The sequence below is a fragment of the Kistimonas scapharcae genome (assembly GCF_039540975.1).
GTDB classification, from domain to species: domain Bacteria; phylum Pseudomonadota; class Gammaproteobacteria; order Pseudomonadales; family Endozoicomonadaceae; genus Kistimonas; species Kistimonas scapharcae.
Genome location: NZ_BAABFL010000399.1, coordinates 1 through 13,727 on the forward strand (window position 1 = coordinate 1; position 13,727 = coordinate 13,727).

Here is a 13,727-nt window from a genome sequence, read left to right on the forward strand (position 1 = left end):
GATGCCTATATAAATTATCGAAACGAGTGCGTACGCTGGGGTAGAGAACAGAAATCTCTGCTTGGGTTGTAAGTTATGACCCCAGCCGAAAAAGAAGCCTATGCGGCCTGCACGAGCCGCACGGTTCAGCTATGCACTATTGAGCTGAATCACCCCGCATTTACTGAGCCTCTGTACGCTGTCCGAGACAACCAAGACCTGACCGCGCAGTTAGAGGATGGCTCTACTGTCACGTTTATTGCGCTCGGCTTTGAGTTAAAGCGCCAGCCGGTAGACAAGGAGCCTGACCCGACAATCACGCTCAAGGTGGACAATATCACCGGCAAATTGTCGCCCTATCTGGAAGCCGCCAGCCGATCAGGGCAGGAAACGAAATTAACGTTTCGTGTCTACCTGTACGACGCTGACGACGAATCTGTAACCCTGATTTCTGACCCGATGACCATGGCGGTTCGTAATGCGTCCGGCTCCATGACTTCCGTCAACATTACGGCAGGCTTCATTAACCCGGCCAACCTGAAATTCCCCCGTGAGAAGTTCACCGCTGACCGATTCCCCGGGCTGCCTTCATGATGGACTGGGTAAACAAATACATCGGCCTGCCATGGGTCAATGGCGAGCAGGATTGTTGGTGGCTGGTTCGGCAGGTTTACCGGGAGCGGCTTGGTATTGAGCTGCCGCAGATTGTCGTTAATGCCGACAACCTGAAAGAAGTAATCCGGACAATGACAGAGCACCCCGTTCTAAACGACTGGGTGCCCATCGACCAGCCTGAAAACCACTGTCTGACGTTCTTCTCAAATCGCCAGCACCCTACACACGTAGCCGTTTATCTAGCCTATGGCGGCGGGCGCATTCTGCACACCTACAAGCGGGCAGGGTGCGTCCTGCAAACCCCCATGGACGCCAAGCTATCCGGCTGGATAAATCCCCAATACTTTCGGCACAAGTCGCTATCATGAATCAGAACCACGCTGTCCACTGGATTGATAACCCCTACAAGCCGCAGGAATGCCAGTCTCAGCCCGTCTTGGGGAGAATGACTATACAGGAATGGCTCGACGCTAACGGCGGCCTGTCACGCCTGAATAAAGCCCCTACGGTCTGCATCTATCAGGGGCGTCAGTTGATGCGCTCAGAGTATGCCGAGCACGTTATTAACGATGACGTGTTTTTCTCTGTAATTCCGCAGGGTGGCGGCGACGGCGGCTCTAATCCGCTGGTTTTTGTGGCGGTCGTGATTGCGTCCATTTATACAGGCGGCGCCGCTGCGGGCATGATGGGCGTCAGCACAACCACAGGCATGATGATCGGCGCATCTGTCGGTATGTCGCTGATGTCTCTGGCCGTCGGCACTCCGTCTATGCCGAACAGCTCCGCAGCTCTGACAGGCAGCTCTACATACTCTCTCGGCGCGCAGGGCAATCAGGCGCGGTTAGGCGACCCTATCCCCGTCGTATACGGCAAAATGCGCGTATTCCCGCCGTTTGCAGCTCAGCCATATGTCGAATATGACAATAACGAGCAATACCTTTATCAGCTTTTTGCGCTGACTCAGGGCGAATGCGCCGTTAGTGACATTAAATTGTCTGATACGCCTGTAGCGAATTTCTCAGAAGTCAGTCACGAGATTGTGCGACCAGGGCAGAAAGTAACCCTGTTTCACACTGCCGTTGTCGTGGCTCCTGAAGCTGGCGGGCAGGATATGAACGAACCTGTCACCCATGGCCCGTATGTTGTCAACGAAATCGGCACAGAGCTGACCCGCATCGGCGTAGATGTGGTATTCCCTGGTGGCCTGATGGGTGTCAATGACGAGGGCGACGAATACAGCGTAGGTGTGGCTCTGCGCGTGACTGCTGACCCGATCAATGATGCGGGCGAGGTGTCCGGCGCAACAATCACCATATTCGACGGCACAATCTCAGACCGCACCCGTACCGCAGTGCGCCGCACTCTGGCGACTGACGTGCCTGCCGGCCGCTATCAGGTGACAGTGCAGCGCACTACCGGCGAGGCCAGCAACACGGAAGTCAGAAACTGTCAGCTCGGACAGGTGCGCGGCTACATGGCCGACGATAGCAATTACGGCGACATAACCCTGATGGCTATGCGCGTCAGGGCGTCTGCAAACCTGTCCGACCAGTCAAGCCGTCAGGTTAACATGGTCGTTCAGCGCCTCTTGCCGAAGTGGAGCAGTGCCGCAGGCTGGACGCACCCCGTAGTTAACAACTCCCCGGCTTGGGTGTTTGCTGACATTCTCCGCAGCCGATACGGCGCAGACCTTGCCGACAGCAGTCTGGCGCTTGACGAGCTAGCTTATCTGGATACGGTCTACAAGGGGCGCGGCGACGAGTTCAATGGCGTTTTTGATACAGCCTCTAACTGCTGGGAAGCCCTGACCAAAGTGGCTCAGGTTGGCCGAGCTATGCCTGTTCGTCAGGGTAATCTGATCAGGATGGTGCGCGACCAGCTTGAAACCGCGCACTCTGGCGTGTTCACCATGGCGAATATGTCCGACCTGTCTATTGACTATGTGATGCCGTCAGAGCGCACCAGCGACTCTGTAAAAGTCACGTACTGGAGCAAGGATAAGAACTACAACGAGCAGACCGTATTGTGCGAGCTGCCCGGCGAGACTGGCGAAAACCCCGAAGAAATAAGCCTGTTTGGCTGCACAGATCACGCTCAGGCATGGCGCGAGGGCATGTACCTTGCTGCCTCAAACCGTGAACGGCGCGTCATGGTGTCGTTTAAAACCGGCATCGAGGGCTATATCCCGTTGTATGGCTCCGTGGTTCTGGTAAACCATGACCTGTTAGGCGGCGGAAAGATGTTTTCCGGCTATGTCATGGCTGCTGACGGCAACGTGCTTATCCTGGGTAATGATGTGAGCCTGACCGGTGATAGCTGGTATATCTCTATCCGTGACCGGTACGGGCTGGCATCGGCTCCGGTTCAAGTTGAGCAGATCAGCGCTAACAAGGTGCGGGTTATTGGTGATGTTCCGGCAATCATTGCCAATACCTACACCGACGAGCCGAGTCATTACATGATCGGGCAAGGCTCCAACTGGTCGAAGCGCGTCAAAATCACCAGCGTACAGCCTGCCGATGACGAAACCGTGACCATTAGCGGCTTTATTGAGTCTGACACGGTACACCGTGCCGACTCTGGCGAAGCTCCGCCGCCGCGTCCTGACTGGGGCTTGCCAACTCCAGCGCCGGGAAAAGTTGAGGATTTGCGAGTTACGCAGGGTGGTACAAAGCAAGAGCCGGTCATCAACCTGAGCTGGAAGCAGGCGCCAAACTCTGAGCGGTATCTGATCGAGTACAGCCATGACGGGCGTCAGACATGGCAGCCAGCAGGGGAAGGCAGCAGCTACGTAACACGGCACAGCTTTACGTGCGACCCTGGCATGATCACTTGCCGCGTTGCCGGCATTGGCGCGCTTCGTGGTGAGTGGACCACGATTGATGTCAACGCAGGCGGCGAGTTCGCAACGCCGGGGAAGGTTGTGCCGGTACTGGCTGAGCCGTTTACGGGCGACTCTCTCAAAATTAAATGGGTGAGTGAGCCGGCCGCAGCTCGGTATCTGGTTAACGTGCTGTACTCCGGCAAGGTGGTGCGGTCTGTTGCTCTGGACCACACATTTACCAGCTACGAATACAGCTACCTTGATGCGCAGCAGGACACTGCCGGCCGCTCGCTGACTATCCGTATTCGTGCAGAGAATGCCAGCAACATGGCGGGCGAGTGGGGCGAGCTGTCAGCGTCAAACCCTGTTCCTGCTGTGCCGAATAACGTGGTAATTGACCCGTTCGTTGATTCGTTCGCGGTTCGCTGTGCGGTGAATGGTGAGCCTGATACCAGGGAGTTGCGGGTATATGGCAGCCAGACAGCCGGCTTTACTCCGTCGGCCGGCAATCTGCTGGCGTCCGTGCAGAGCAGTACGGCGTATATCAACCAGTCCGGAAAGTGGTATTTTCGGTTAGCCTGGGTGGATAGCTGGGGAGCCAGCAACCTGAACTACTCCGGCGAGTTTGCCGCAGAATCATCCAGCATCGACTTTGACGAGATTTTCCCGATCAAAGAGACGCAGATATCTGACGATGCAATCAGCACACCTAAGCTCAAGGCGAATTCGGTGATTGCTGAAAAGATCGCAGCGAAAGCAGTTACTGCGGAGAAAATCAGCGTAACAGAGCTGTCAGCCGTGAGCGCAAATATGGGCACGGTTACGGGCGGCACGCTCAAGACCGACGCCGCAACCGGTCAGCGTGTCGAGATATCCAGCGCTGGAGATTTCCCGGTATGGATGGGGCAGGGTGAGAAGACGGCAGCTAATGGCAAGCTCTACTACGACAAAACCACTGACGAGCTGGTGTTCTCTGGCGAGCTAAAGCTGCGGAGCGCAGAAACTGGCGGGCGTACAGAGTACACCAATAGCTATATGCGCGTGTATGACGCCAATGACCAGCTCAGAGCGGAGATAGGAGAGTTGATGTAATGGCGACAGGGTTACGCCTTTATGATGCACAAGGACGTGTAACGCTTGACTCAAAGGACAGTATTACCAGGCAGATATATGAGGTCACAAAAACACTCAGCCTGCATGCGACCTCTGGATGGGACGAGGGGAGAATTGCCATAGAGTCGCTTGCAAGCCTTAATCATGCGGGCGTTACAGTGTCGGTTATTGGTCACTCTGGAACACCAATGGTAATGATCGGAGCCTACATAGAATCAGATTCGCGATCCATTTATTGGCGAGCGCGGCCATTCCATCAGGGGTCAACTGTAACGGCTGTTTTTACGGTGTATGCGTATGGTTAATTATGGCGTCAGGGTTGCAAATGATAACGGATTAATACAGATAGATTCTGAATTCACCAATCATGTGTTGCACTCTGAATTAACACTTGGCACTGGTGACCACCTAATAAAAGTTAATACTGACAGGGTGCCGATTGTTGCAATAAGACAGGGGTGCGCTCGCATAACGAGCTATACAAGGTCAGGCGAGAAGTATACGGGAATTAATATAAAAATATATTCGCCTAGCAGTGCCGATGTTTTGGTTTTTGCTGGACAGTACGGTAAAAGCTCTGAATCTTTTGGGATGAGAATTTATACGAAGGCGGGGGGGCTTGCATTTGATTCTGGCAATAAATACCTAAAGATTACCGGGTCATATGACATGACTGATTCAGGAAAAACGGGGCAGGTTAGTAGCGGCGGGAAATGGAATTGCCTGAATATAGATAACGCTAAATCTTTAAAGACCGTGACGGGGGATGATTTCGTTATTGTATCCAGAATGCTGGCGTGGACTATTGTAAGCCGGTTTGAAGGAGGTCCGGCAAGCCCCCGGCTAGACAGGTATCTGTCGATCGGGTTAATTGACCGGGCCTTCTATCTTCGCACCCTTGGCGAGAGTCAAGACGGCTATGGTGGATACGACATAGACGAGTTTCACGCCTTGGGCAGCGTCACAACCTGTAGGTTATAGCGCCGCTTGGCGCGCCAGCTTGCAGGAAACCGATTCTACTCGCCAATATTGGCCATTGAAATAAAGCGGCATCCGGTTTTGTGTAAAATTAGTTTTTACCGTATCAATCGGATCGCCGTATTTATCAAATAATGTGCACTCCGCTTTAACGTCCCCGTATTTCTCCCTTTCCGCAGAAACGAATATCTCTATCATGTCGTGCATCGGACTAACATTCATGCCCCGGCCAATCTCAAGCGCTGAAACATTCAAAGATGCAGCAGCAATCACAGCGACAATAGCGGCTTGGATTTTCATTATTGTTTCTCTCCGTGGTGAGTGGTTTTATTATATCAATTTCTGATTATTTAATTGAGCACCCGCTTAATTAAAACTAATCAGATTCATGCCATCCCAACAATTCATTGGGCGATGAATTCAGAATCTTGCAGATTTGGTAAAAGGTGCCGACGCGCGGCAACGATTTTGCGTTAAGCCATTTTGAAACGGCAGGCTGAGAAATGCCAAGCTCTTTTGCTAGCCTCTTTTCGCTAACTCCCGCTCGACTCATTGCAATAGTTAAATTGAGCGCAAAAATCCGCCGTATCACTATAACGGTTTCCTGTAAATGATCTGCGGCAATTTCGGAATAACTGTAAGTTATATGATTTTTATTATTTGATCTAAGTCAATTGCCGTTTTTTTTGCAGGCGTATCTTTGCCGCCTCTTTACATGCGCTTACATGAGGCGAGCAAATGAAACATCCGATATCTATTCTCCAGCAACTAAAAGCCCTGGCCGATTCTGCAATCACCGACCACGGGGCAAGGTATGAATGCTTTGGTTCTGCTGACGATCTGGCGGCAGTGGCAAAACTTCAAGCTGCGGCGGGCATGCTGGCGACAGTCATTGATAAACTCGACGGCCTACTACCCGACGTAATGCCTGGGGGTGGTGCCGGGTGCTGATTAGAGCACATGGCACTCCCCTGAACCTTCCCGCGAACGGTCTTGTATAGATCAGGACACCCGGCTCTAAATGCCGTCGTCTGATCGGGCTTGCCCCGCCATGTTGTGTAATCAGCACAGTCAGGCGATGACGGGGCAAGTATGGCCGCATATGCGTACCAATTCAAATATTAGAGCAGGATCGCTATAAGCAAAGCTTGCACATATGCCCCTTGGGGCAAAATTGGGGCATTTTGTAGAGGGTGGTATAGGGCAATATAGGGAGTTGTCTTTATGTGCTATTTGCAAAGCCCGCTAGAACGCTGGCACAACAGGGCTTTGCGGATAGCCATAAATTTATGCGTGAATAATGGGGGTTTGCTTGTTGTCGCTGGCGTTGGCTGCTTGAGTCATGATGATCCGGGTCAGGTCGTTCTTGTCAGGCCACCGGCGTGACCGGGTAAATGGAGAGATTGTACGGTATCTGGCGTCAGGAAATAAATTCGTGTGAATAACAGGATCGATTTTTTTACATACCCTTGTTATTGGATGAATCAGGAAAAAATAATTAAAAGCGCAGAAAAAAGACAAAAAAAACTCCCGTACCAAAGTACAGGAGTTTTATTAGCAGTAATTGCCGACGAATAATTAATTCGGGCTAACCACCGGCGGCTTGTCCGGAGCGGGCGGCTGCGGAGCGGGTGGTGGAGGCGGAGTCGGCGCGGCAGTTTCCTGCTGCTGAGCTTCGGTCTCAGTGCCAGTCTTGGTTTCGCCGGCGGCAACCTGCTGCGCGGCTTCGTCAGCGGCCTTGTTGACCGCTGCCTGGGCTTCAGGGTTGTCCTGCAGCTGGGCGACAGCCGCGTTGGTGATGGCTGCCTGGTGTGCAGGCGCCTGGCTCACGGCAACTTTAACGATGTCGCCAGCCTGGTCGGGGTAAGCCTTAACCGCTTCTCCCACCAGGGCAGACAGCAGGGCCGGGTTGTCCTGCAGCTTGGCGGCTGCATCGGCAATCAGGGCCTCAATGGAAACGGACTGGTCCTGTGTGGCTTTCGCCAGGGCGTCAGCAGGGGACATTGTGGTCAGGTCGGTCGCAAGATCCGCCTGCGTGGAAAAAGGCGTGAATTCCTGGCTGCTCCTGATGGTCTCTACATCATTCTTTGATGAATTGATAGCGAAGAAAGCCGCTAAATTATTTCATTAAAAATGTACAGTAACCGGCTGGAAATTATATTGACCGTATCTATATAATACAACGCACTTTCCTTAGGGTGACGTAAGTACAAACGACTATTGTCGTTCGTTAAATGGCTGTGTTATTTAACGAGAAAACCAAGCACTCTATTAATAAGCACTTAGTAGTTCAAGGCGTAGTAAATTAATGAAAGGGATAAGCAAACTCAGCCTGGCCATATTCGCTGGAATGGCATTGATATCACCCCGCAGCTGAAAACTGACATCGGTTACGACGACAACGTCTTCCGTGAAGGTTCCGGTGCACTGAAGAAAAAAGGTTCTTCTTTCTACAGCATTGACCCTTCCGTTGAGTTCAAGGCCCAGACCGGCCTGAGCACCTACGCGGTCACCCTGGCTGCCAAGGACATGAACTTCAATAGCGAGAGCTCAGCCAACTACACCGATTACGGCATCCTGGGTGACATCCACCAGGAATTCAACAGCCGCAACCGCCTGGACGTAGACTGGGATTACGGTGTCTACCACGACGCTGGCTCCACTGTTGATGGCGTTAACGACAAGAACGCCCCTGAGTTTGTCCGCAAGAAGGCCGGTTTTGTTTACGGTTTCGGTTCCATGGAAGCCATGGCCCGTGTTGACCTGTTCGGCAGCATCAACAAGCAGGACTACGAAAAGACCCGCGGCATCCGCGAAGGCCTGAACCGTGAAACCAAGGAATACGGTGCAACCTTCTACTATCGCCTGATGCCGAAGACCAACGCCCTGTTCGAAGTCAAGCAGCGTGACCTGAGCTACGACCGCAAGTTCACCAGCGGCAACAACGCTGGCAAGAACCCTGGTTACGACATCACCAGTTACCTGGTGGGTCTGAACTGGGATGCGACCGCCAAGACCACTGGTTACGCCAAGATCGGTCGCCGTTACCGCGAAACCGACCTGCGTGACACCAACAACCAGAAGATCGACAAAGAAGGTTACACCGGTTGGGAAGTGGGCGTAAGCTACATGCCGGTTGACCACTCCGTGATCCAGCTGAGCACCGTTCGTGACTACGGCCTGGAATACGATAACCCGCAGGACGACACCTTCACCAAGGGTACCACCACTACCCTGGCGTGGAGCCATGACTGGACCTCCCGTATCGGCACCAATGTATCCTACAGCTACACCGATGAAGAAGTGCAGTCCGCCCTGGCCACCAACAACAAGGACCGTAAGATCAATACTTTCGGCATGTCTGTTGACTGGAAAGTGCGTCGTTTCGTGACCCTGTCCCTGGGTTACCAGAACACTGACCGTGACGAAAGCAACATCGGTACAGGCGCAACCGACGACAGCTACCGTCGTAACGTCTACACGCTGTCTGCAGAACTGGCGATCTAAGCCACGCATAAGCGCTGACGACAAGGCAGGCCGGGAACTCCCCGGCCTGTGCTGTTTGTGGCGTGAGAGAATTGAGGTTTCTACGCATGTCTGTATTCAGTACACGCAAGCCGGTTTCGGCAAAACACCCTATGCAGCGGATGCTTGCGATGCTCTGCCTGGGCCTGTTGGTGGTTGTCACCGGCGTCCGTGCAGAAGAGATGAGCTTTTCCCGCTATGGCCTGAACTCCGGTGACATGGTCAGTATCACCATTTTTGGTGAAGAGGATATGAAGGTGGAAACGCGTCTGAGCGATGCCGGTACCATCTCTTATCCATTCCTGGGAGAGATACGTGTCAAGGGCATGACCGTAGGCCAGCTGCAAAATTTCCTGACTCAAAAGCTCAAAGGGGATTACTTCGTTGACCCCAAGGTGAGCGCCTCTATTACCGAGTACCGCAAGTTCTTCGTCAGTGGTGAAGTGAAAGACCCGGGCGGCTTTTCCTTTGAGCCGGGCCTGACCCTGGAGAAGGCCGTGGCACTGGCCGGTGGCTTTACCCAGCGTGCCTCGCGCAAGGACATCATCGTCAACCGGGAAGAGAAGGGTAAGCTGACTGAGCGCACCATGAAGCTCGATGAATCCGTTCTGCCTGGTGACATCATCAACGTGAAGGAAAGCTTCTTCTAACGATTAACCGCGAACCCATGCAGGAATCCGGCGCCAGATGGCTCGGGGAGCCTGGGCCTCTAACCCTCTGAACCGAATCTATGAGCAGTGAACCCAAACACACCGCCCTGCCGAAAATGCTGCAGGGCGATGACGTGATTTCCCTTCGGGAGATTGTTCACGTCTTGCTGAGCTATCGCTGGGCGATTGCCGGCTTTACCTTTGCCGTAACCCTTTTGGCGACATTGGTCGTCTTTACCATGACGCCCATTTACCAGGCGACTGCTGTCCTGCAGATTGAGCAGGAGCAGGCCAAGGTGGTCTCCATTGAGGAGATGTACGGCATCGATGGTGGTGGTGACAGCTACCTGAACACCCAGTTTGAAGTACTGAAATCCCGCAGTGTGCTGGAGAAAGTCGTCAATAAACTGAACCTGACCAATGATCCTGAGTTTAACCCGGCAGTGCGTGAAAAGCCCTGGTATGCCGGTCTGTTGAACTGGCGGGGCTGGTTCGGGCTGGAGCAGCCGTCCGATGAGGATGAGCAGGAGCGCATCCTGCGCGATACCATCAATGTGCTGGATGAGCATGTCCGCATTGAGCCTGTCAAGAAGACCCAGATTGTTCGCATCCATGTGACCTCGGAAAATCCGAAAATGGCGGCGCGGATTGCCAACGCCATTGCCAATGCGTACATCGAATCCTACATGGAAGCGAAGCTCTCCCTGACGCTGAGCGCCACCGGCTGGATGCAGGGACGGTTGACTGAGTTGTCTGAAAAACTGCGCGAGGCAGAGGTTACCCTGCAGGATTACCGCGAGCAGGAAGACCTGGTTGACCTGGAAGGTGTGCTGACCATCTCCAGCAACGAACTGAAAGCGCTGACGGAATCCCTGGTGGAAGTACGCCGCAAGCTGGCCATTTCAGAAAACATCAATCGGCAGCTGAAATCCGGCGCGCTGAAAACCGCGCAGGATTATGAATCCCTCCAGGCGGTGCTGGTGCATCCGCTGATCCAGGGCCTGAAGCAGGAAGAGGCGAAGGTGCAGCGGCAGGTGATGGATATGTCCCGCCGTTACGGGCCGAAACATCCGAAGATGATTTCGGCGCGCAGTGAACTGCAGAGCATCCAGCAAAATATCCGCGACCAGATCCGCAATATCGTGGAAGGCGTCCAGCGGGATTACGAGATCGACAAGGCCAACGAGCGTAGCCTGAGTGAAGCGGTGGCCGCTGCGAAGAAACAGGTGCAGCAGATCAACCGCAAGCAGTTCCGCCTGCGGGCGCTGGAGCGTGAGGTGCGCACCAACAAAGACCTGTACGATGCGTTCTTCAAGCGTATCCAGGAAACCAGCGCCACCAGTGACCTGCAGACCGCGAACGCCCGTATCGTGGACCAGGCCTTTACACCCAAGGTGCCGGTCAAACCCAAGAAGAAGCTGATTATTGTACTGTCTGCGCTGTTGGGTCTGATGCTCTCAAGCGGTGTGGCCTTCCTGCTGGAAATGCTCAATAACACCATTCGCAGCACGCGGGATGTGGAAGACAAGCTTAACCTGCCGGTTCTGGGTGTGTTGCCCAAGCTGAATGAGGGCGAAGTCTCGGGTAAGGTGCAGAAGCTGTTCCTCGATAAGAGTCAGCACGGCTTTGGTGAGGCGGTCCGCACCATCCGTACCAGCGTGAACCTGACGGCGCTGGATAAGGATCATCGTCTGTTCGCGGTGACATCCACCATGCCGGGTGAGGGCAAGTCCTCCACGGCAGCCAACCTGGCGTTGTCGCTGGGGCAGTTGGGTAAAACCCTGCTGATTGACTGTGACCTGCGTCGTCCGACCGTTGGCAAGAGTTTTGATATCAAGGGTGGTTCCGCCGGCCTGGCTAACCTGCTGGCAGGCACTGCCGAGAAGGTGGACTGCCTGCACCACAGTGATGGCATCGACATCATCCCCTGTGGTCAGGTGCCACCGAACCCACAGGAGCTGCTGGCCACCAATGCCTTCGCACAACTGATCGAATCCCTCAAGCAGGATTACGATTACGTGGTGATCGACTGCCCGCCGGTGCAAAGCGTCAGTGATGCACTGATGATCTCCCGCCTGTGCGACGGCCTGCTGTATGTAATTGAGGCCGGGCGTGCACAGATCGGCGCGATCCAGAATACAGTGGGTCGCCTGTTGCAGGCGCAGGCACCGTTGACCGGTGTGGTGCTGAACAAAATCGACCCGACCCGCAAGGATGCCTACGGTTACAGCCAGGGTTACTACGACTACGAAGGTTACCACTCTAAGGAGGGTTGATAGCCGACGACCTCCGATTCCCGAAGCCCGGTGTCAGCATCGGCTTCGGGTTTTTTGTATTGGGATACTGTCAGTATGATCGTACGTGCTGCATGCGATGATTCAGGGTGGCCCGTTGGCAGGAACGAACCTGAGCCCGCATGGAGGAGAGCGGTCGACGCCCGAAACAGGGGATGCCTGTCGCAGTGGTTGGTCAGTGCGGTGTGAGGCCGTCGGGCAGTAGCCAGATAAAACGTTTTACTGCAAACTGGTCTTTGCGGGGAGAAATACCTGTGAAGCGCCTTTCGTACTGATGCTCCCGGTGACGGCTGGATTGATGAAACGATGAGAATAAGCGACGAACACGCTGATATTATTTGCCGGGTGCTGCAGCATTACTTTGGTGCAGATACCGATGTCTGGCTGTTTGGTTCAAGGGTGGATGACGGGCAGCGGGGAGGCGATATTGACCTTTACCTGGAAACCAGCCTGCAGTCCCCTGATGCCGTGATAGAGGCAAAACTGAATGCCCTGGTGGAGATAAAGCAAAAGATCGGCGACCAGAAAATCGACCTGGTTATTTACCGCCGGGGGCATAACAGGGAGCCAATACACCATGAGGCGCGTAACACCGGTGTTCGACTGAGTGATAACAAGGCGGGGTAGAAACAATGAATGACCAACAGTCACCACGACACATTGCCCATGTGATTGGCCGCACGTTGTGGTATAGCAATACGAAATGCTAATGGAGAATATTTGACAGGCCTCGATGACGATGATTATTTTCTTAGTAACCGATTAGAGAGCTTTGTAGAGTATATATTTAAAAAGAAAAAACAGGGAATAGTGCCAAGTCTCATTTATTCAAATTATATATTAAAAAGAATGAGTGGCGAAAAAAAAATAAAAAGAAAAAAATATGTTAGTTTGAATGATTTATATTTCAGGAATTATGTTGGCAATCAAGCATTTTTTTTAAAGGAAAGGGCTGTTGCTGTAGGTCTTTTTGATATACAAATGCCTGCATGGCAAGATTATGATTTTTGGATAAGACTGATAAATAAATATGGTGTTGCCTTAAATACTTTTGACTTTACATATGTAACTGATATAAGTCATGATCATGAAAGAATATCAAGTGTTGGTAAGATAGAGAATGCATACTCTGTTTTTGTAAAAAAACACTTCATCCCCTCAGAGCGTCATAAAATATTTAAACTGTATTTGAATGTTCTAGTCTACTGCAGAGATTTCCAAAAATTTTCACTTATTGATTTTTATCGCTATCTTAAATTGGTAAGGAATACTGAAGAGCTGATTTTTGTGTTAAAAATTGGTTTGAAGTATTTTTTGAAAAAAATGTCTTTTCTGAATTATAAGCCGGTGGCTTAAATTATTTATGTCGCACTTTAGTACGAATAAAATGAATCTATCTGATTTGTTTGTCGAAAAGTTATATTTGTCATTTTTTGCTTCATTTTGCATATTGTTTCAATTTCATGTGTTACCGGCTGGTAGATATTTATTACCATCTTTGTTTGCAATTTTATATGTTTTTTTATTTTTTTGTGATCTCTTTTCTAGAGATGGTTATTATTGTTCATGTAATAATAATCGGATGTTGATATATTTTTCTAGTGCTGCATTGTTTTGTTTTTTAATATTGTCTTGTATAGCTAATTATGATCAATCGTTTTTTGATTTTCCCCCTGTGCCAGCATAGTTGTCGCCTCTTCTGAAATTTCCAACTTAAACAGGGGGTGGTCAGTGAGTAATCAATGACCC

13 protein-coding genes are annotated in these 13,727 nt (G+C 52.1%); 10 read left to right on the forward strand and 3 right to left on the reverse strand.

The window, feature by feature from the left end; genetic code table 11:
* Positions 1 to 75: 75 nt before the first annotated feature.
* The 4 genes from ABD892_RS14950 (at position 76) to ABD892_RS14965 (ending at position 5,512) form a co-directional block, all read left to right on the forward strand.
* Entirely contained in the window at positions 76 to 573 is a 498-nt protein-coding gene (locus ABD892_RS14950; RefSeq protein WP_345196669.1) for a DUF1833 family protein, read from the forward strand.
* On the forward strand, positions 570 to 962 hold the full coding sequence (locus tag ABD892_RS14955; protein WP_345196670.1) for an NlpC/P60 family protein: 393 nt from the start codon (positions 570 to 572) through the stop codon (positions 960 to 962). The genes ABD892_RS14950 and ABD892_RS14955 overlap by 4 nt, the downstream gene beginning before the upstream one ends.
* Positions 959 to 4,510: a host specificity factor TipJ family phage tail protein gene (locus ABD892_RS14960; protein ID WP_345196671.1), complete on the forward strand. Its 3,552-nt coding sequence runs from the start codon at positions 959 to 961 to the stop codon at positions 4,508 to 4,510. Before ABD892_RS14955 ends, ABD892_RS14960 begins: the two co-directional genes overlap by 4 nt.
* Before the next feature lie 318 nt (positions 4,511 to 4,828).
* Complete coding sequence (locus ABD892_RS14965; RefSeq protein WP_345196672.1) at positions 4,829 to 5,512, forward strand: hypothetical protein; 684 nt, start codon at positions 4,829 to 4,831, stop codon at positions 5,510 to 5,512.
* Here the strand turns inward: ABD892_RS14965 and ABD892_RS14970 are convergent.
* Positions 5,507 to 5,809, reverse strand: a complete 303-nt coding sequence (locus ABD892_RS14970; protein ID WP_345196673.1) for a hypothetical protein — start codon at positions 5,807 to 5,809, stop codon at positions 5,507 to 5,509. The genes ABD892_RS14965 and ABD892_RS14970 overlap by 6 nt on opposite strands.
* A gap of 76 nt (positions 5,810 to 5,885) precedes the next feature.
* Entirely contained in the window at positions 5,886 to 6,101 is a 216-nt protein-coding gene (locus ABD892_RS27145) for a helix-turn-helix domain-containing protein (protein WP_425559268.1), read from the reverse strand.
* A 146-nt stretch (positions 6,102 to 6,247) separates the two neighbouring features.
* On the opposite strand from ABD892_RS27145, the gene ABD892_RS14975 reads away from it, so the two are divergent.
* Positions 6,248 to 6,460, forward strand: a complete 213-nt coding sequence (locus ABD892_RS14975) for a hypothetical protein (RefSeq protein WP_345196674.1) — start codon at positions 6,248 to 6,250, stop codon at positions 6,458 to 6,460.
* A 627-nt stretch (positions 6,461 to 7,087) separates the two neighbouring features.
* On the opposite strand, the gene ABD892_RS14980 is transcribed toward ABD892_RS14975, so the two are convergent.
* The gene (locus ABD892_RS14980; protein WP_345196675.1) at positions 7,088 to 7,513 is read right to left on the reverse strand and encodes a hypothetical protein; all 426 of its coding nucleotides are present in this window, start codon (positions 7,511 to 7,513) and stop codon (positions 7,088 to 7,090) included.
* Positions 7,514 to 8,038: 525 nt separating this feature from the next.
* Between ABD892_RS14980 and ABD892_RS14985 the strand changes: the two genes are divergently transcribed.
* The 5 genes from ABD892_RS14985 to ABD892_RS15005 all read left to right on the forward strand — a co-directional run bounded on the left by ABD892_RS14985 (position 8,039) and on the right by ABD892_RS15005 (position 13,334).
* The gene (locus ABD892_RS14985; RefSeq protein WP_345196677.1) at positions 8,039 to 9,016 is read left to right on the forward strand and encodes a hypothetical protein; all 978 of its coding nucleotides are present in this window, start codon (positions 8,039 to 8,041) and stop codon (positions 9,014 to 9,016) included.
* Between the two features lie 86 nt (positions 9,017 to 9,102).
* Complete coding sequence (locus tag ABD892_RS14990; protein ID WP_345196678.1) at positions 9,103 to 9,684, forward strand: polysaccharide biosynthesis/export family protein; 582 nt, start codon at positions 9,103 to 9,105, stop codon at positions 9,682 to 9,684.
* A gap of 80 nt (positions 9,685 to 9,764) precedes the next feature.
* Entirely contained in the window at positions 9,765 to 11,960 is a 2,196-nt protein-coding gene (locus ABD892_RS14995; protein ID WP_345196679.1) for a GumC family protein, read from the forward strand.
* A gap of 324 nt (positions 11,961 to 12,284) precedes the next feature.
* A complete protein-coding gene (locus tag ABD892_RS15000; protein ID WP_345196680.1) occupies positions 12,285 to 12,605 on the forward strand; it encodes a nucleotidyltransferase domain-containing protein in 321 nt (106 codons plus the stop codon).
* 45 nt (positions 12,606 to 12,650) lie between these two features.
* Entirely contained in the window at positions 12,651 to 13,334 is a 684-nt protein-coding gene (locus ABD892_RS15005; RefSeq protein ID WP_345196681.1) for a glycosyltransferase, read from the forward strand.
* Positions 13,335 to 13,727: the final 393 nt, after the last annotated feature.